Consider the following 18,261-nt stretch of genomic DNA (forward strand, 5'->3'; position numbering starts at 1 on the left):
AGTTCTGAACTCCCTCGACATAAACGCTGAACGCCGTGAACGGACGGCGTCAGCCGTTTATGCTCGTCCGCCTGTGCTTATCTAGGAAGGAGACAAGGCGTTGCTAAGAATCGGAAGAAGCCGGACCACACCGCTGCACTTGATGCTGCTTCCCTCGGTCATTGTTGTACTCATTTATAGTTATCTTCCCATGGTTGGACTCGTCATAGCCTTTCAGAAGTTTAATCCGGCACATTTATTCAGCTCGCCGTGGGTCGGTTTTGACAACTTCAAATACGTCTATTATATGCCCGGCTCGATGCAAATCTTATGGAATACGCTGACGATCGCATTGTTCAAAATCGTAGGCATGATCGTCGTGCCGGTCACTTTCGCCTTACTATTGAACGAAGTAGGGAAATCACTGTTCAAGAAGTCATTCCAGACGCTCATCTATCTCCCTAATTTTCTGTCTTGGATCATTATGGGAGGCGTACTGATCGATATTCTGTCTCCTTCGGACGGAATCGTTAACCAAGGACTCGGTTTGATCGGTATCGAGCCCATTTACTTTCTAGGAGATCCTTTCTGGTTTCCGATCACGATGATTGTATCTGATATATGGAAAGGGTTCGGATTCGGAACGGTCATCTACCTGGCTGCACTGACCAGCATTGATCCGTCGCTGTATGAATCAGCCCGCGTCGATGGGGCTAACCGATGGAAGCAGATGATCTACATCACATTACCAGGAATGATGCCCATCATCATCCTAATGTCCGTATTGAGTCTCGGAAACGTACTGAATGCGGGTTTTGATCAAATCTTCAATTTATACAGTGCTTCCGTGTATGAGACGGGCGACATCATCGACACGTTCGTGTACCGGCTAGGCATCGAACAGACGCAGTATTCGCCGGCTACGGCGATCGGATTGTTTAAATCTGTTGTCTCATTCACCTTAATCTCGATCTCTTACTATTTGGCTTCAAGGTTTGCGGATTATCGCATATTCTAATAGAAGGAATGAATTCCCCATGAATCGCTACGACACTTTCGGAAGAAGACTGTTTGTTGCAGGCAATTACATTTTTCTGGCGCTTACAGCGTTACTCTGCCTGCTGCCGTTCATTAATCTTCTGGCAACCTCATTAAGCGGAAGCACCGCTGTTGCAGCCGGGGATGTGAAATTTTTGCCTATTGATTTTAATTTGAAATCTTATGAGTTTGTCATGAAGTCCGAACAGTTTTCTCGTGCGCTTTGGGTTTCTGTGGAAAGGGTCGTACTCGGTGTTAGCGTCAATATGTTCCTTACGATTCTTGCCGCCTATTCCTTGTCCAAGGAGAGAAGAAACTTCAAGTGGCGCGGCATGTACGCTTGGTTCTTTTTCGTGACGATCTTGTTCAGCGGGGGCTTGATCCCGTGGTATGTGGTCATCAGCAAAACCGGCTTGATCGACTCCATCTGGGCATTGATTTTGCCTGGCGCCCTGCCTGTGTTTAACGTCATCGTGCTGCTCAACTTTTTCCGGGGTTTGCCTAAAGAGCTGGAGGAAGCGGCTTTTATGGATGGCGCAACCCATTGGACGGTGCTTTGGCGAATTTTTACACCTCTATCGAAGCCGGCATTAGCCACATTAGCGCTGTTCTGTATCGTCAATCATTGGAATTCCTGGTTTGAAGGTCTTATCTTAATGAACCGTACGGAAAATTATCCGCTGCAAAGCTATTTGCAGACGATCATTATCAATCCTGAGAATTTTATCAGTATGGCTAGAGGAGAATACTCCGATTTGCTCAACTTCGTAAATGCCAGAACGTCCCGCGCAGCCCAGCTGTTCGTGGGCACACTGCCGATACTCCTCGTATATCCTTTCCTGCAAAAGTACTTCACTTCAGGGCTCGTGCTAGGAAGTGTCAAGGGCTGACCCTGTGCAGGTCACGATGATATGTTACTATAAAAGGCGTGTCACTTGGCCAATATCATTAAGTTTAAGTTCAGCTCAAAAAGAGCAAGAATAAAATAGAATCTGAAACGGCATAGGGGAAATCCCTGTGCCGTTTGCTTTTTGGAACAACCGTTGAAAAAAAGCACAATAAGCAGAGCGGTATTCGCTTAAATAAATTGAAAAAAAATTGCTGCTCTGATGACGAAGCTAACAGCAAATTTTTAAAAAAGCTTGCCTATAACGTAACGTTACCCCGTATACTGACGCTAGAAAGGAGCTGAGAAGGATCAGCAAAAGGTATTATACGGCAGGAGCTTTCGCTAAATTAACCTCAACGACGAAACGTACGCTGCACTTTTATGATCACAAGGGACTGCTTAAGCCAAGCTACAATGAACAGGGATACCGGACATATACCGATGAGGATTTGCTGCGTCTTCAGCAAATATTGGCCTTGAAATATTTAGATTACTCCCTGGATGAAATTAAAGAATATTTGGAGGGGGAGGGCAGCGATTTTAAAGCTTCTCTGGAGAGGCAGCATGAGCTGCTCCTGCAGAAGCAGCAGCACATCCAACACGTTGTGGCAACGATAGAACGGGTAAGCGCAATCGTTAAGGAAAATCATACACTGGATCCCGAACTCATCATGATGACGATTCATTCCATCCAACATGAAGGAGAGGTCAAGCAACGATTCTCCGAGCGGCTGCCGGATGCACTTGTACAATCGATGTTTAAGAGGGGAGCAAGCATGGAACCTGAGATCATGATTAAGTTTAATGATCTGCTCCTGATGTCTAAACAAGGGTTGCACCCGGAAGACCCTCTTGTGCAGGAATGTGCACGAAGTCTGAAGCGGTTAATCGATCAATTGCTCGGACAACCGCTGGAGGAGCTGGGGATGAGCGAAACGGGAAAAACTTTGATAGCAATGGAGTCTCCAAGTCACATTCAGGCGGAGCTTATCAACTATTTGTTTGAAGCGTTGCGTCATCTGATTCTAATAGAGGGCGAAGGGAGGTAAAGGGATTTCCAAGGTGTAGTCATAGCAACATACAGAAAGATTGGATTCAACTTCCAAACTTTGTTTTCCCCTGCGCTTTTTCTTCAAAACAAGTCATCACATCTATAGAAAACAAGACGAAAGAAAAGATTAATTTATAGTGGGAGTGTTTATAATGTCAAACAATAAGGATATGCTGCAAAAATCTTTGAATCCCGCCCTTCGAGTTCGTCCCCGTGTAAGTTGGGGTGTTCTCGGATATTTCCTCTACATCGCAGTCTTCTACGCGATCTTCGTGCTCAACGGTGTTGACTACAGGCGATTAGGCGAGAGTGAACAGACCCTTCTTCTCTGGTACGTAGCACCAATGTCCGGCGGAGCCGTACTGGCCTTCGCAGTAGTCACGATCTACAGATGGTGGCGTCCCAGCCTAGTTGAAAGGCGGAGTCTTTCAAGATGGACGATGACTCTCCCGATTATCATGATGGTCATCGCGATCGTGAACATGCTGATTGGGGATTTCTCCCATGTAACATCCCTCATGTGGCTGTATCTAATCGTCGGCAGCATCCTAGTCGGCTTCAATGAGGAGATTATCCACCGAGGTCAATTGATAGTCGCACTGCGCAGTCGATTCGGTGAAACAGGGGTCTGGTTGCTTTCATCAGCGATGTTCGGATTATTCCACCTGCCGGACATGTTCCTAGGTGTCGGAGCGTCGCATGCCCCTTTTCAGGTAATGATGTCTTTCGGTCTCGGTTCGATCTTCTACCTTGCCCGGCGGTCTACCGGATCGATCGTGTTCGCCATGTTCTTGCACGGACTCTGGGACTTTAGCGTCATCTCGCATGGTGTGTCGTCGTTTCCCATTGCTGGTATATCAGCTCCATTATTGGCGATCGCTGCAGCAATTACGGTTCCGATCATTCTTCGCCGTGAAAAGCGACGCACTGGCGATCAGAGCGTGTAACTAACAAATATTGAATCCGGTAGATTGAAACCAGAGCCGGTGAATAGTGAATACGATGAAGCAATGAGCCCACATTAGGCTCATTGCTTTTTTACGTGGACATTCCTATCTTTTGGACAGAAAAAGAGAACAGCTGTTGAGCTAACGCCTAGTATAGTTGCAATATATGGTATTATAAAACCAATTGATACCTTGTGATGAAAGAGGTCGTCCGGCTTGAAATATATCGAGGTTGGCATAGGAAACACTTGGTTAGTTCGAACAGAAATAGAACTTGCTGACGGGACAGAATTTGAGCAAAAGGGAATAGTTAAGCCAATTGTTTTTCATTCTGTTTATTTTAGAATTTGGTTAGGAAAGAAAGTATTTATCTGGGATTCCAAAGAGGGTTTAAAAAGAATGAAAAAAAAGCGGAGTGCGTTTAAATTTATTTTTAGAATTACTAGCCATCATTCCCGTCATCATGACTGAATCTATCACCCCTTTAATATAGAGATAAAGATAAACCATTAAAACCCGCGAAAAACCTTGATTTTACAAAGCTTTTCGCGGGTTTAGATTCTTCTTGGTCTATGTCCATTTTCTAGTAAATATCTATTCTGTAGTATGATTCCTAACAATTGTAATTCTTTCGCCGGGTGTTGTTGGAATTGTCCCCATTGCGCCGGTAGCGATGTGCTGTTCACCGGAAGATGAGGTGCATAATGCACCATCAACCCAAGGAATATAGAAGGATAAAGCGGATCCCGCCTCGCTGACGATTTCAATCCACGTCGTCTCGCCTTCCTTGAATTCCGCACTTACAAGGAAACCGCCCACCGCCCGAAGCGTGTGAAACACTGCTTGTTGTCCATTCCAATTGGGAAAGAAACGAAGATGTCCGTTATAGCTTTGCAGCAGGCACTCGTTAATAACTGCAGGCAGTGCGAAGTTTTCAAACCAGATTCCCATCCTTGACATAAAGTCGAAATTTTCGGTATCCGAGTAACGTCCTCCACTCATCAAAACACGATCCGTACAAGTACCGTTGGGGAGCAGGCAGTATTGAACCTGCCTCTTAAAGCGTTCCAGATCTAGAACTCCGAGCCGCGCGCCTGCAAGATTGTAGAATACCAATTCATTACCGCCTTCGTTCCGGTGATTCAAATAGGAATTCACTGCAGTCTGGTATTCTTCTTCAGGTGAGTGCAGGCCATGGTGCTCTCCCGAAAAAACGGTTGTCACGGGAATAGGCACATTATAGACAACTTCTGGATCTTCACCTTCAACCGATACGAACACCCGCCCGCGCTTAGATTCTGCTGTAGGATACTCCGGGAAGTGGTCCAAGATTTCTCTGATTGTAATCAGCAATTGCTGTTCAGAATTTTCCACATTCAGCACCACACATGCTTCCGAAAAAGCACGGAAAAGAAAACGGGTGAGTGCTAGATCGATCAGACAATCGCTGTTCTTAGCGAATCCTGGTGTAATCTCGTAGAGCTCCGGGACAACAGTAGGGAAGATGTGATAGTTATCGTCACTCCATCGTTCTCCACGGGCTTCCAAGCGTTTCATGTAATCCGCCATGAACAGAACAGCCTCTTTGATGGGTTGAAAAGCCCGATCCCGAAGGAAGTCTTTATCCATGGAGTAGAGATAGTGCCACCAGAGGCTTTGCACCGTCCAAGGGGTTTCACAAATTTCCCAGCCCCAATGAGGCACAGGATAAGGCATCATCGTCATTTCCACCGGATAGGCGGAGTGAGGGAAATAAGCACCGCGCAGCCCATAGTACTGCTGAGCCCAGCTGCGGCTAACGGGCAGCACATGATCGACCATATCGACATAGGGAAGGTGCTTATCCAGATGATTACTGGAAAATGCCAGCCAGAACGGCTGCTGCGTGTTATAGTTCATGTGGTAGTCGCCATGCCAATCCGCACCGATAGTACGATAGCTCCAGTTGGCAAAGAGGCCTGGGCAGGTTACGCCTTCTTTTACAGAGCAATTGAAGAAGTATGAATTCCGGTACCAAATTTCTTCCAAAAAATTGTCGCTTAGAATAACTGCTGATTTATTCCAGTAGTCGCACCACCATTCAGCCGTCTCAATCTGAGCCGCTTTGTAGCCATCAAGACTAGGTGGTACTGTCTCCGGTACAGCTCGAACATCCGTATAAAGTCCTTCCCATAATTCAGCACAAGCGAAAACGCCAGCCTCTGTTGCAGTCTGACTTACCGCAGCAAGATCAGATGTTCTTACTGCCAGTCGAAAGGCTTTGTCTTTCTCATGGGGTGTATATGGAGCAGCATGCAGTTCCACAGAAGGGAGTATTTGTGTGAATGATATAACTCCTGCTGCATCTTTAGTAATTTCTGCTTGAGGGAATTCCAATGGTGTTTCTGGATCGGGAAGCAATTTGATTTCTGTAAATAATGGAACCGCAGCGCCGCTAATTGTATCGGTAACCTTCATCCAAACCCGGTCATAGCTCCCCTCAACAAATAATTCTAAGACAGCGCGCTTATTATTGATCAGAAAATCAATTGTACATCTTCCATTCACAATATGCACGGTATGTCCCAGCACTTCAGCTGTCCGGCGGTCATATCGGAGAAGCAAAGTGCCGCAAGGCATTGGCTTTGGATAGGCTTTGCTATAATTCTTCCCAGCCATCTCGCAATATTCCTTATACCATGGATTGTCTGTCAAGTGAGGCAGGTCAGCAGGCAAAGCAGACAACCGTTCATACACTTCTTGAAAAGTCATGATTTCGTCCCGGTGCTCCTCGGCGATGCGAATATCCCAGACATTATTATGGCCAAAATGCAGCAATACCGCATCGGGGCGTGTCGTAACGACAACTCCTAAGCCTCCATTGCCTAATAGAGCGCCTTCAAAAAAATCCGTTGCCGGACCGTTAAAATAAATGAAATGTTGTCCTGCTCGTTCATATCCAACGTTGTTGTTATATAAATCGATGTGTTGCACATTTGTCTTCAGCATTATCCTTTCTTCTCCTTCATTTAGACTAAATTCTTGTTCCAAATGTATCAGAGAGAGATAGCATTAGTATTTAGCAGGTCGTCTATAAGTTGCACGATTGTCGGACAAATTTGCTTCCGTCTCAGCACTGCTTTGCAAATTTTCAAGACAAAGGTTTAATATAAAAGAAACTGTAACAGCCAGAAGGGGAGCTCCCGCATGAACTTTACTTCTTTACATCCCTATGTATATCTAGCGACTCGATATCCGTTTTACAAGGGACAGTCCAGCTCACCGCGGATATGCTACACCAGCTCCATTTATTTAATCAGCGAAGGGTATGGGACATTGGTCAGCCGCGGAGAAAGCAAGAGATTAGGCCCAGGAGCGCTCGTATATATGCCGGCCGGTCAATTGCATGAATGGCTGGCTGATTCGCAGGAGCCGATGGTGCATATATGTTGTTACTTTGACTGGCACTATATGAATCGGGAGCATCAATTTGATACTGCTTGTCCCGTATGCTATCCGCCCCAGCCGCTAGTAGAGAAGCTGATTGGACCGTCGTTCCCGTACCCGATCCCCGAAGTCACTATGGTGGAATCATTGCGAGTCTGGGAAGACCTGTTCCAGGACTTTTATAAAAATGCGAACTTTACCAATGAGCAGACCTTCATGCGCAGCCTGACGATTCAGCGGAACTTTCAAACCTTTATTGATTATTTTCTGAACAGCCAGTTGAAAGAACAACAGATTCCAGACCGAAGAATTACTCATATAGTAGAAATTTTGGAGCATGATCTTTTGCACGACATCCCTAAAAAAATTGAAGTATATTACAAGAGTTTGAGGATGAGCCGCGCACATTTCTTTGAACTGTTCCGTCAATCGACAGGCTGCTCCCCTGTTCAATATATGCAACGTTTTCGAATCGGGAGGGCAAAGGAGGATTTGTTGCATACCACGCTAACCGTTACGGAAATTGCAGAGAAATATCATTTTAGCTCCGTCCATTATTTTTCGCGACTTTTCCATAAGGTAACAGGCCAATCTCCGGCTCGTTACCGATCGCAACATACAGAGAACTAGGTGTCAGCCGCCCAATTGGATTTGCCGCATTATAATCGGTTACAATTGATTTAGGTGACGGAATTAATTTTGTCTTAATAAATGCCGCCTATAATAGGAGCTAGGAATAAATTGGAACTAAGGTCTTGTTTGAGATATGGCAATAATTTTTGAACTTAAGCCAAATAGCGATACTATAGAAAGGGATACAATATGAGCAGGAAAAAACAATTAAAGATCAAGAAAGTCGGCATTGAGCATCTCAAGCAATATAATCAGTTGCTGCGTTATGTATTTCAAGTGACTTATCGTGACTTGCATCAAATCGGCTGGGAAGAGGATGAAATTATCCGGGCGAAATCGCCGGCATTGGAGCAAGCCGATGTGCTCGGCTGGTTTGACGAAGACAAGCTGATTTCTCAAGCGGCCGTTTATCCGCTGCAGGTGCGTATTTTTAATCAAACCTACGAAATGGGCGGACTAACAGGCGTTGGTACATATCCGGAATATGCAAACCAAGGATTGATGCATAAATTGCTGTATCAGGCTTTGGAAAATATGAAAAACCGGGGACAGTCAATATCCTTCCTTTTCCCATACTCCATTCCTTATTATCGCCGTAAGGGCTGGGAGATCATTTCCGATAAAATTACGTATGAGATCAATGACTATCAGCTTCCTAAAAACAAGCAGGTTGCCGGGGAAATCGTGCGTGTTACGGTAGAGAGTGACCAGGTGAAAAAGGCGTATGAGCGCTTTGCGACTCGTACACATGGCGCCTTGCTCCGAAACGACGTACTGTGGAATGAGTATTGGCTATGGGAGTCGGATGATATTATGGCTGCCATTTATTACAATGAAGAAGATGAGCCGGACGGCTATGTGCTTTATCGGATAGCGGATGAGGTATTTCATATAAAGGATATGATTTTCGTCAGTGAAGAAGCGCGCAGCGGTTTATGGAATTTCATTAGTGCTCACTTTTCCATGATCTCTAAAGTCATCGGTAATACCTATACGGATGAACCATTAGCATTTCTATTAGAGGATGCTGACATTAAGGAAACGATCTCGCCTTATTACATGGCCCGCATCGTTGATTTGGAGCAGTTCATTGTGCAATATCCATTCAAGACCGATACGACGGACCGTGAATGGACGTTTATGCTTGATGATCCTATGCTGTCATGGAATCAAGGGGTTTTCAAGCTCAGCATTACTGCAGAGGGGAAAGGGGAAGTCGTTCGAACATCAGAGAAATGCAGTGACCGAATTGATATTCAAACTTTGACTACGATGCTTATGGGTTACAAAAGACCAGACTATCTTCACAAAATCGGGCGTATTTCCTGCTCTCCTGAGACGGTAGATATGCTGGAGGATGCTATCGAGCAGCAGACTCCCTATTTCTCGGATTATTTTTAATAAAATGAAGAACCTCCTTTACGGGCTGTTATCGTAGAGGAGGTTCTTTTTTTGTTCCACACTTATGTAATACTGCCCAATTGCAGATGTTAGTTTACAAATGCTGAATTCTATGATATTGTACCAATAAACCAAACATCCTACGTTTAAGAAGGTGAGATTATTGTTAAAACAGACCAATCGCATGACCTTGGTCGAGCAGGCCGCCGAGCAGATGGAGAAGCTAATTGAATCAGGCACATGGCCTGTGGGGCAAAAAATCGCTGCAGAGCAGGAGCTGATGGAGCAGCTGCAAATCAGCCGGAATACGTTGCGGGAGGCCGTGCGTGCGCTTGTCCATGCCGGGCTCTTGAAAACAAGGCAGGGAGATGGGACCTACGTGGTATCCTCCAGCAAGCTGGGCGTCGTCCTGCAGCAGCGGATAGAACAGACGGAGCTGCTCAAGACGTTAGAGGTCAGGTATGCATTGGAGCGGGAAGCCGCCAGGCTGGCTGCATTACGCCGCGATGATGAGGATATTGAAAACCTGAAGCAGTGTATTCAGGATTATGAGCGTGAGGCAGCAGGCGGCGATCATGAAGCTTTTGTTGCTGCTGATATTAAGCTGCATATCTCGATCGTAGCAGCAGCACATAATGAACTGCTGAATGAATTATACATGCATGTCATTGATGCGGTTACCCTTACGATACAGAAATCAGGGTGCTATCCGGATCACAATGAGGATTTTCTGCTTTCGCATAAAAAGACAGTCCAAGCCATTATTGAAGGGAACATCAGCGCTGCTGGTGAGGCTGTCACACAGTACATTGATGTGTCTAAGTCTTCACTGGGATATGAAGAAATATAAAAAATATAGATAAACCCGGCCGTCCAATGCCGGTATTGGAGGAGTTATGAGTACAACTGCACAACAAGCCGTCGCACATCAAAAGCTTGAAGAGCAAAAAGCAAGCTGGCTGAATTGGCCTTTGCTTATCAGCTTAATTATATTAGCAGCTAATATGCGCGCGCCGATTACAGGTGTCGGCTCGCTGATTGGCGACATTAAGGGTGATTTGAGCATTTCTAACGGATTGGCGGGCGTTATCACCGCTATGCCGCTCATTGCTTTTGCGCTGCTGTCGCCTTTTGCTCCTAAGCTGTCTCAACGGTTTGGATTAGAGCGGGTGCTGGCACTGTCTGCTTTAACGATTACGGTTGGTATTATTGTCCGCTCTTTAGGCGGAGTCTTCCTATTGATGCTGGGAACGATAATGTTCGGTATGGCGATCGCCGTATGTAATGTATTGCTGCCAAGCTTGGTGAAGACGGCATTTCCGAGTCAGCTTGGCCTAGTTACTGGTTTTTATACAGTCGCAATGAACCTATGCGGTGCACTTGCTTCCGGGATCAGCGTTCCTCTTGCTCATTCCATTGGCCTGGGCTGGCGCGGCTCCCTCATGATATGGGCCGTACTAGCCGGTACAGCAACTATACTATGGCTGATAAGATCGAAGGAAGCTGCAAGTGCACAAGTCTCAATCTCAGCGATGAAAAAAGGAAAGTCGCTTTGGCGCAATAAGCTTGCTTGGAGCATTACGCTGTATATGGGCCTGCAATCGATGGTTTTTTACGTCATTGCTGCTTGGCTTCCTGAAATTTTGCAGGAACGCGGAATCGGCGCAGAGCAGGCGGGGTGGATGCTGTCGTTTATGCAATTTGCCATAATGCCAGTCACCTTTGTTGTGCCGATTATTGCAGGCAAGCTCAAGGATCAGAGATGGATTGTCGGGATCATTTTTGTCCTGCTGCTTGCAGGGCTTATCGGATTGATCTATGGCAGTAATACGATTGCCTCATTCAGTACGATTATACTTGGCATAGGCAGCGGAGCCGCATTCAGTCTGGCTATGATGTTCTTCACGCTTCGCTCCACTCATGTGCAGGAAGCAGCGGAGCTGTCAGGAATGGCGCAGTCTGTCGGCTATATGCTGGCAGCACTAGGACCCATTGCGTTTGGGGTGCTGCATGATATTACACATTCTTGGATCACCCCGCTGTATACTCTAATTGTTGTTATTGTGCTTATATTAAGCTTTGGACTTATAGCTGCTAAAAATCGTACGATTCAACAATAAAGAAACGCACATACTGGCTATTTCAGGCAGGGAGATGAATCACTGGCTTCATTGATTCATCTCCCTGCCTTTGTTAAAATGATTGATGTTGACGTTTACAACATTAACATATACTATTAAATAGACCAGTCTATATAATAGCGAGGTGATATGATACGATGAAAAAAGATTCGAGGGATACGATTCTAGCGACAGCCACCCGTTTATTTCAACTTCAGGGCTATAGCGCTACAGGGCTTAATCAGATTATTAAGGAAAGCAATGCTCCGAAAGGCTCCTTGTATTATCATTTTCCTGGCGGGAAAGAGCAGCTGGCTATCGAATCGGTTAACAAAATGGCTGATTTTGTCGCTGGCCAAATTACAAGCGATTTTGCTGAATATGGCAACGTCGTGGAAGCCATTCAGATTCATATTCGAAAGATCGGAGAAGGCTTTGACGATATTGAGCATCTTGAAGGCATTCATATTGGTCTAATTGCGGCAGAGACGGCATTGAAGAGTGAACCGTTAAGGCAGGCATCCAAGAATGCTTTTGATCTATGGATCTCCATTTATGAGCAAAAATTGATCGAAGCTGGCTATGGGAAAGAGAGAGCTGTTCAATTATCGGTTCTCATTAATTCGCTGATTGAAGGCTCGATTACACATTCACTTACTTATAAAAATGGGGATGCTTTACGTAATGCGGCTGCTTTCATCCCGGTGCTGTTGAAGAAATAGTTTTACTGTTTCTTTTGAAAATAACTTGTAATTTGCAAATAAAAATTGTATAACCATAACAGGAGGTGAAGGCGGTGGAAAATAGTAATCCCAGAGAACTGCTTCAGCTTACTGCCAGACGCTTCGGCTTACTGAACAAAAACTGCTGTACAATTGGCAGCAACGAGGTTTCGTTAATACAAAGCCATATTTTATATGAAATCGACCGGCAGCATGAGCCCTCGATGCAGCAAGTTGCGGAATCGCTTGGAATGGATATTACAACTTTCAGCCGTCAGGTTCAGACTTTGATCAAAAAAAATTTAGTCAAAAAAACGGCGCTGCCGGAAGACCGGAGAGTTTACATTCTTCATTTAACGGCAGAAGGCAAATTTGTCGCCGGATCAATTGATCATATGATGGATGAGTATCTCGATGAAGTATTCTCCTTCATGAATGACTTCGAGAAAGAGACGGTTATCCGGTCGCTAAAGCTGCTGAATGAAAGTATGCTCAAATCCAAAATGTGCTGTACACCGATGGGGTGAGAAATTCACCTCATGATTTTGAATTAATAGTTGCAAATTGCAAGTTAAATGCAACTGCAAGTGAAATCTACTAGTTGGAGGTTATTGCCATGAGATCCATTCACATTACTCAAACGCAATCCAATTCTTGCTGCACGACTGCTCCGGTGAACCAGGCCAGGCACGAGGCCGCAAGTCATTCTGATTCTAAATCACTGCCTGTGATCGTCATTGGCGCAGGGCCTATCGGATTGGCTGCAGCTGCCCATTTGGCCGAACGCGGAGAGGACTTTGTTTTGCTGGAAGCAGGCGCTCAAATTGGCCAGCATGTAACCGAATGGGGACATGTCCGGTTATTTTCCCCATGGCAGTATAACGTTGATAAAGCAGCCGCCAAGTTACTGGCCGCGCAGGGCTGGACGGCTCCGCCGGAAGAGGAGCTGCCAACGGGTCAGCAATTGCTGGACCTCTACTTAAACCCGCTGTCGCAGCTGCCTGTCATTCAATCCCGGCTCCGTCTGAACAGTAAAGTCGTTGCCGTCAGCAAAAAAGATACGGATCTGATGAAATCAGCTCATCGCGAGAAACTGCCTTTTGAGGTGTATGCGGAGGAAGCGGGGGGCGAGCTGATCCGTTATGAAGCGAAAGCAGTCATAGATGCGACGGGGACTTGGGGGCATGCCAACCCGTTGTATGCAAGCGGTGTATGGACGAATGAAGAACGGTCATTATCTAATAAGGTCTATTACGGCATTCCGGATGTGAAAGGAGCGGAACGTGATCAATTTATCGGCAAGCGGATTGCAGTTGTCGGAGGCGGGCATTCCGCTCTAAATACGCTGCTGGACCTCGCCGATTTGCAGACGTTGAATTCAGCGACCGAAATCATCTGGATAATGCGGAAAAGCAGCGTTGCAGAGGCTTACGGCGGCGAAGCGAATGACCAGCTTTCAGCACGGGGCGAACTAGGCAGCCGTATTCATCAACTGGTGGACGCCAAGCGTGTAGAGGTCGTTACCCCTTTTCGAATTCAGAAAGCAAAGATGTTAAACGGAAAAATGAGTCTAACGGGTGTGCATAAGGAGGGGGCTCTTGTCATCTCCGATCTGGATCAAGTGATTGTGAATGCGGGCAGCCGGCCGGACTTTTCATTCTTAAGTGAACTGAGGCTAAGCATCGATCCGGCGACGGAAAGTATAGCTGCTCTTGCGCCGCTTATTGATCCGAATGTTCATAGCTGCGGTACGGTAAGGCCTCACGGGGAGCAAGAGCTGCGGCATGTTGAGAAAGGCTTTTATATAGTAGGAATGAAAAGCTACGGGCGTGCCCCGACATTTTTGATGGCAACGGGCTATGAGCAGGTCAGGTCTGTCGTTGCCTATCTGGCAGGTGACCTGGAAGCGGCTTTGAAAGTAGAGCTGGACTTGCCGGAAACGGGTGTATGCAGTATTTCTTAACAATAATTTCCTCACTTTGGAAAGGTATTGAGGGACTGTAAATCGAATATACATTTTAATCCTAAATGGGTGAGGAGGAAAATTTCAATGTCTGAGGATAAAGAGAGCAAGCTCTATGCAAAGTCTACACGATAAACAACGGCGGTTGTTTGTATAGAGCTGAGGAAATAAAGACCGCCATTACATCCTGAAGGATGGAACCGGTTTATATGGAGACTTTGCTGCCTTAAAATTCATTTTATTTTTAAGGAGTAGAGTAATCATGAAATATGTAAATGCAGATATGATCTTGCCTGAACCATTGCTGAAGGAAATCCAAAAGTATATTCATGGTGCCGCGATTTACGTGCCTAGACCTGAGGGGAAGAAGACGGGATGGGGCGTGAAATCAGGCAGTCGACAATATATCCAGCAAAGAAATCAATCCATTCGCCGGATTTTTACGGAAGGCGCTACGATTGATCAACTGGCAGACCAGTTTTTTCTGTCCTGTGACAGCATTAAGAAAATTGTGTACCGTAAATCTAATTGAATGAGAAGCAGGAACTAAAGAACCGCATTGGATGCAAATCCATTGCGGTTTTTTTTAGGTAAAGAACTTATCATACTTGTTTATGGCATAGGATTGCTTCGTACGTCTTGTTACAATTATCCATACGTTCCAAAGGGAGGAGGGGTGTATGCAAGGTGTCTAGAGAGAGATTAGAGGTTATGAATGGACATAAGGGCGGGGTTGTCTGGTTCACCGGCTTGCCGGGTTCCGGTAAATCGACGATTGCAAATGGGGTTCAAGAAAGATTGCTGCAATCAGGTGTCCGGTGCGTTGTATTGGATGGAGATGAGCTGAGGAAGGGACTTAATCGCGACCTTGGTTTTTCTGAAGCGGACCGGCTGGAAAATCTTCGCCGGGCAGCACAGGTCGCTCAGTTGTTCGTACAAGCAGGAATGTTCGTATTGGCTCCATTCATTACGCCAATGGACTCCTTCCGAGAAGTGGTGAGATCATTTTTTAAGCCAAAGGATTACTCGGAGCTGTATGTGAAATGCGCATTGGACTCTTGTGTAAGGCGAGATCCGAAGGGAATGTATAGTCAGGCCTTAGCGGGAAAATTGCCTGATTTTACGGGGATATCCGCCCCTTACGAACCGCCGGTTGATGCAGATTTTGTGATCGATACGGAAGGCGTTGAATTACAGCAATGCGTCGACACGCTTGTTCAATTTGTTCAATGTAGACTGCAATGAAAGTGAAAGAGGAGGATGCTCTATGAAACCTGAGTTAAGCTATACGATCTGGTTCTCGCAACGAACAGGAAGCACGCTGCTGAATAAAGCGCTGGCGTCAACGGGAGTTGCAGGCGATCCGTGTGAATGGCTGCATTTCCAGCACCGGGACTCGGCCACATTGAAGCGCGAGGATCTGGAACTCATCTGGCAGCAAGGAACGACGCCAAACGGCGTGTTCGGTATCAAAATCAATTATGAGCAGAGATGGGTGGACGCATTTCGCACAATGTTCGAGCTCCCGGCAGAAACGCATAACGCCGAAGTTTGGAGTACTGCTTTTCCGAATTGTACGAAGCACATTTATATGACTCGCCGCAATAAGGTGAGAATGGCCGTATCCTGGTGGCGCGCTATCGTGTCTGGGGAATGGCACCGAGGCTTCGGAGAGAAGCCGATGGAATATAACTTTGACGATGAATATAATTTTGATGCCATCAATCATCTGCTCGTTGACGGTTCGATGTGCGAGGCTGCTATTGAAGATTTCTTCTCGGAGTCGGGCATTGTGCCCCTAACGATTGTCTATGAAGATTTTATTCTTGATTACGAAGGAACGGTTCTGCGTGTTCTGGAGTATTTGGGGCTTCCAACGGAAGGCGTAAAGGTCGATCCGCCATCCTTCGACCGTCTGGCTGACGAAGTATCCGAGCAGTGGGTGCAGCGGTTCCGAGAAGAGCGGCAGAAGGATTGGGAATTTGTGAAATGGTAACGGATCGCCGCTGTGTGGATATTGCTGCCCGCTGGAATGTTCGCGTTGCATTTTATGATTCTGCATAGCTATTGGGAAGAGGCTGCCGATCGTAATCGGAAGCCTTTTTTCTCATTATAGGAGACGTAGCTGTATTAATCTCGCCAATATTTCTTCTTATCTTCCTCTGTAATCGCCCGAATGACGCGGCATGGATTGCCCGCTGCGATAACGCCCGCAGGAATATCCCGGTTCACGACGCTGCCTGCTCCGATGACGGTGTTTTCACCAATCGTTACGCCGGGCAATACGACGACATTGCCGCCAATCCATACATTGTCTCCGACAGTAATCGGGTAGGCGTACTCTAGCCCTTGATTTCGCTGTTCGACATCCAAGGGATGTCCGGCCGTGTAAAAACCGCAGTTCGGGGCAATAAAGACGTTGTTCCCGAATGTCACTTTAGCTCCATCCAAAATCGTACAGTGATGGTTGGCGTAAAAATTGTCGCCAATCTCAATGTTGTATCCATAATCACACCAGAACGGCTGTTCAATAAGGAAGCTGTCGCTTGTTTTTCCGATGAGCTTCTTAATAAGTGCTTTGCGTTCGGGCATATTGGTGGGGCGCAGCTGATTGTAATCGTAACAGATATCCTTTGCTTCGTTTCGATCGGCAATCAGCGAAGCATCATAGTTGGCGTCATAGAGCATGCCTTTGCTTGCCTTCTCTTTCTCATTCATGAAGAGACCTCCTGTTGTATGTACTTCCTCTTTAAAATATTGCTTGACAATTTATTCGCCAATCCGTATATTCCTCTTATCCTAATGGTTTTTAAAAAGGTTTTAATAAGTGTTTGCGATAACTATCATAACGGCATTCGAACGTAAACCGCAAGTGAAAAATATGACGCTTGGAGGATATAGCGATGACGATTACAAGAACAGACTGGGATAAAGGGACATGGATGAATCCGCCTTTGTCGGCTCGAATCGAGGACGGTCATTTGAAGGTCATACCTGAGAAAGGCAAAGACTTTTGGAAAAAAACGCTGTACGGCTTCGAATTTGAGGACGGTCCCGCGTTATTGGCAGATTGGGACTCCAACTTCGCAGTAGAAGTATCCTTCCGCCTGGATAGCTTTAGTGAGCTCTACGATCAGGCAGGCATTCTGATGTATCAAGGTCCTGAGCAATGGATCAAAACAGGAATTGAGCTTAATGACGGCATTCCCCAGCTTGCCGCAGTCGTGACGGACGGCTATTCAGACTGGTCGCTGTGTGCTGTACCGGATTGGGCGGGAGAAGAAGTCACGCTCCGAGCCTCTATTATGAAGGATGCCGTTATTATTAGAGCCCGTACGGAGAAACACGGCTGGCGTACGCTTCGTGTCGCCCGTTTTCCATATGATAGCGGGAATAAAGCCGGCCCTTACACCTGTTCGCCAAAGCGGGACGGATTCGAGGTTGCTTTTACCCGTTGGAGCTTTACAGAACCCGATCAAGATCTGCATACCGATCCTCCAGTGAAGGGAGCTTAAGCATGAGAGAACCGATAAATGATGAGATTATGCATACGTATCCGGGGATGGTCGCGGTCGTTACGTCGCGCTTCAACGGGAAGCAGAACGTTATGGCTTCTGGTTGGCATACGTACATCGGGTCGTCGCCTGCAATATACGGAATATCGCTTCGCAAAGAAACATACAGCTATTCATTAATTGAACAAAGCGGTGTATTTGGCGTTCATTTTTTGCCGGCCAGCTGCTCAGAGGTCATTCAAGCGGTTGGAACGTTCAGCGGCAGGGATATCGATAAATTCGACAAGTTCAATATCCGCTATGAAGAAGGACTCAAAGTCGATGTTCCTGTGCTGTCTGATGCTTATTTTGCCTATGAGTGCAAGGTGATGAACATTACGACTTATGGCGATCATGAGTGGATTGCGGGCGAAGTTCTGCAGCGCTATCAGGACAAGGATTGTTTTCTGGAGGACGGGCTGCCTGACTTTGCGAAGCTGGAGATTCCGCTTTACTTGGGGCGCTCTACGTATCGGACGCTGGATCAGCGCAGCGAGGTGAAGACACACCCGCTCTATGTCAATAAATAGGGGAAGGG

Annotated in this window: 19 protein-coding genes; 17 read left to right on the forward strand and 2 right to left on the reverse strand. The window is 46.3% G+C overall.

From position 1 onward, the window contains the following. Nucleotides 1-142 precede the first annotated feature (142 nt). The 5 genes from ACFVVF_RS02170 to ACFVVF_RS02190 all read left to right on the forward strand — a co-directional run bounded on the left by ACFVVF_RS02170 (nt 143) and on the right by ACFVVF_RS02190 (nt 4,375). Entirely contained in the window at nt 143-997 is an 855-nt protein-coding gene (locus ACFVVF_RS02170) for an ABC transporter permease (protein WP_387808742.1), read from the forward strand. Nucleotides 998-1,016: 19 nt separating this feature from the next. Then, entirely contained in the window at nt 1,017-1,907 is an 891-nt protein-coding gene (locus ACFVVF_RS02175; protein WP_387804970.1) for a carbohydrate ABC transporter permease, read from the forward strand. 307 nt (nt 1,908-2,214) lie between these two features. Then, entirely contained in the window at nt 2,215-2,955 is a 741-nt protein-coding gene (locus ACFVVF_RS02180; RefSeq protein ID WP_387808745.1) for a MerR family transcriptional regulator, read from the forward strand. Between the two features lie 154 nt (nt 2,956-3,109). Next, the gene (locus ACFVVF_RS02185) at nt 3,110-3,904 is read left to right on the forward strand and encodes a CPBP family intramembrane glutamic endopeptidase (RefSeq protein ID WP_387804972.1); all 795 of its coding nucleotides are present in this window, start codon (nt 3,110-3,112) and stop codon (nt 3,902-3,904) included. Between the two features lie 216 nt (nt 3,905-4,120). Continuing rightward, nucleotides 4,121-4,375 carry a DUF3977 family protein gene (locus ACFVVF_RS02190; protein ID WP_387804973.1) on the forward strand — a complete coding sequence of 85 codons (255 nt, stop codon included), beginning with the start codon at nt 4,121-4,123 and terminating at the stop codon, nt 4,373-4,375. A gap of 123 nt (nt 4,376-4,498) precedes the next feature. On the opposite strand, the gene ACFVVF_RS02195 is transcribed toward ACFVVF_RS02190, so the two are convergent. Continuing rightward, nucleotides 4,499-6,892: a glycosyl hydrolase family 95 catalytic domain-containing protein gene (locus ACFVVF_RS02195; RefSeq protein WP_387804975.1), complete on the reverse strand. Its 2,394-nt coding sequence runs from the start codon at nt 6,890-6,892 to the stop codon at nt 4,499-4,501. Nucleotides 6,893-7,090: 198 nt separating this feature from the next. On the opposite strand from ACFVVF_RS02195, the gene ACFVVF_RS02200 reads away from it, so the two are divergent. The 10 genes from ACFVVF_RS02200 to ACFVVF_RS02245 all read left to right on the forward strand — a co-directional run bounded on the left by ACFVVF_RS02200 (nt 7,091) and on the right by ACFVVF_RS02245 (nt 16,165). After that, nucleotides 7,091-7,960: an AraC family transcriptional regulator gene (locus ACFVVF_RS02200; RefSeq protein WP_387804977.1), complete on the forward strand. Its 870-nt coding sequence runs from the start codon at nt 7,091-7,093 to the stop codon at nt 7,958-7,960. Nucleotides 7,961-8,152: 192 nt separating this feature from the next. Next, the gene (locus ACFVVF_RS02205; protein WP_387804978.1) at nt 8,153-9,364 is read left to right on the forward strand and encodes a GNAT family N-acetyltransferase; all 1,212 of its coding nucleotides are present in this window, start codon (nt 8,153-8,155) and stop codon (nt 9,362-9,364) included. Nucleotides 9,365-9,527: 163 nt separating this feature from the next. After that, nucleotides 9,528-10,214, forward strand: a complete 687-nt coding sequence (locus ACFVVF_RS02210; RefSeq protein ID WP_387808747.1) for a FadR/GntR family transcriptional regulator — start codon at nt 9,528-9,530, stop codon at nt 10,212-10,214. Nucleotides 10,215-10,368: 154 nt separating this feature from the next. Beyond that, entirely contained in the window at nt 10,369-11,484 is a 1,116-nt protein-coding gene (locus tag ACFVVF_RS02215; protein ID WP_387808750.1) for a CynX/NimT family MFS transporter, read from the forward strand. Nucleotides 11,485-11,642: 158 nt separating this feature from the next. After that, nucleotides 11,643-12,206: a TetR/AcrR family transcriptional regulator gene (locus tag ACFVVF_RS02220; protein WP_387804979.1), complete on the forward strand. Its 564-nt coding sequence runs from the start codon at nt 11,643-11,645 to the stop codon at nt 12,204-12,206. A gap of 74 nt (nt 12,207-12,280) precedes the next feature. After that, nucleotides 12,281-12,733 (forward strand): MarR family winged helix-turn-helix transcriptional regulator, encoded by a 453-nt coding sequence (locus tag ACFVVF_RS02225; RefSeq protein WP_387804980.1) that lies wholly within the window; start codon nt 12,281-12,283, stop codon nt 12,731-12,733. An 89-nt stretch (nt 12,734-12,822) separates the two neighbouring features. Further along, the gene (locus ACFVVF_RS02230) at nt 12,823-14,169 is read left to right on the forward strand and encodes an FAD-dependent oxidoreductase (RefSeq protein WP_387804982.1); all 1,347 of its coding nucleotides are present in this window, start codon (nt 12,823-12,825) and stop codon (nt 14,167-14,169) included. 262 nt (nt 14,170-14,431) lie between these two features. After that, nucleotides 14,432-14,701 (forward strand): CD3324 family protein, encoded by a 270-nt coding sequence (locus ACFVVF_RS02235; protein ID WP_387804984.1) that lies wholly within the window; start codon nt 14,432-14,434, stop codon nt 14,699-14,701. 155 nt (nt 14,702-14,856) lie between these two features. Next, nucleotides 14,857-15,414, forward strand: a complete 558-nt coding sequence (gene cysC, locus ACFVVF_RS02240) for an adenylyl-sulfate kinase (RefSeq protein WP_387804986.1) — start codon at nt 14,857-14,859, stop codon at nt 15,412-15,414. 22 nt (nt 15,415-15,436) lie between these two features. Next, the gene (locus ACFVVF_RS02245) at nt 15,437-16,165 is read left to right on the forward strand and encodes a Stf0 family sulfotransferase (protein ID WP_387804988.1); all 729 of its coding nucleotides are present in this window, start codon (nt 15,437-15,439) and stop codon (nt 16,163-16,165) included. A gap of 134 nt (nt 16,166-16,299) precedes the next feature. On the opposite strand, the gene ACFVVF_RS02250 is transcribed toward ACFVVF_RS02245, so the two are convergent. Beyond that, nucleotides 16,300-16,887, reverse strand: coding sequence for a sugar O-acetyltransferase (locus ACFVVF_RS02250; RefSeq protein WP_387804990.1), 588 nt, complete (start codon nt 16,885-16,887; stop codon nt 16,300-16,302). A gap of 185 nt (nt 16,888-17,072) precedes the next feature. Here ACFVVF_RS02250 and ACFVVF_RS02255 point away from each other — a divergent pair, with 185 nt between their 5' ends. Both ACFVVF_RS02255 and ACFVVF_RS02260 read left to right on the forward strand, forming a co-directional pair. Beyond that, nucleotides 17,073-17,684: a DUF1349 domain-containing protein gene (locus ACFVVF_RS02255; protein ID WP_387804992.1), complete on the forward strand. Its 612-nt coding sequence runs from the start codon at nt 17,073-17,075 to the stop codon at nt 17,682-17,684. 2 nt (nt 17,685-17,686) lie between these two features. Continuing rightward, nucleotides 17,687-18,253, forward strand: a complete 567-nt coding sequence (locus ACFVVF_RS02260; protein ID WP_387804993.1) for a flavin reductase family protein — start codon at nt 17,687-17,689, stop codon at nt 18,251-18,253. Nucleotides 18,254-18,261: the final 8 nt, after the last annotated feature.

It is taken from the genome of Paenibacillus sp. NPDC058174 (assembly GCF_042883865.1).
Classification (GTDB): domain Bacteria; phylum Bacillota; class Bacilli; order Paenibacillales; family Paenibacillaceae; genus Pristimantibacillus.

Bases quoted from the DNA above. Each gene is read 5' to 3' on its own strand.
- ACFVVF_RS02170 (WP_387808742.1), top strand. From the start codon at position 143: ATGCTGCTTCCCTCGGTCATTGTTGTACTCATTTATAGTTATCTTCCC.
- ACFVVF_RS02175 (WP_387804970.1), top strand. From the start codon at position 1,017: ATGAATCGCTACGACACTTTCGGAAGAAGACTGTTTGTTGCAGGCAAT.
- ACFVVF_RS02185 (WP_387804972.1), top strand. From the start codon at position 3,110: ATGTCAAACAATAAGGATATGCTGCAAAAATCTTTGAATCCCGCCCTT.
- ACFVVF_RS02195 (WP_387804975.1), bottom strand. From the start codon at position 6,892: ATGCTGAAGACAAATGTGCAACACATCGATTTATATAACAACAACGTT.
- ACFVVF_RS02200 (WP_387804977.1), top strand. From the start codon at position 7,091: ATGAACTTTACTTCTTTACATCCCTATGTATATCTAGCGACTCGATAT.
- ACFVVF_RS02205 (WP_387804978.1), top strand. From the start codon at position 8,153: ATGAGCAGGAAAAAACAATTAAAGATCAAGAAAGTCGGCATTGAGCAT.
- ACFVVF_RS02215 (WP_387808750.1), top strand. From the start codon at position 10,369: ATGCGCGCGCCGATTACAGGTGTCGGCTCGCTGATTGGCGACATTAAG.
- ACFVVF_RS02220 (WP_387804979.1), top strand. From the start codon at position 11,643: ATGAAAAAAGATTCGAGGGATACGATTCTAGCGACAGCCACCCGTTTA.
- ACFVVF_RS02230 (WP_387804982.1), top strand. From the start codon at position 12,823: ATGAGATCCATTCACATTACTCAAACGCAATCCAATTCTTGCTGCACG.
- ACFVVF_RS02235 (WP_387804984.1), top strand. From the start codon at position 14,432: ATGAAATATGTAAATGCAGATATGATCTTGCCTGAACCATTGCTGAAG.
- ACFVVF_RS02245 (WP_387804988.1), top strand. From the start codon at position 15,437: ATGAAACCTGAGTTAAGCTATACGATCTGGTTCTCGCAACGAACAGGA.
- ACFVVF_RS02250 (WP_387804990.1), bottom strand. From the start codon at position 16,887: ATGAATGAGAAAGAGAAGGCAAGCAAAGGCATGCTCTATGACGCCAAC.
- ACFVVF_RS02255 (WP_387804992.1), top strand. From the start codon at position 17,073: ATGACGATTACAAGAACAGACTGGGATAAAGGGACATGGATGAATCCG.
- ACFVVF_RS02260 (WP_387804993.1), top strand. From the start codon at position 17,687: ATGAGAGAACCGATAAATGATGAGATTATGCATACGTATCCGGGGATG.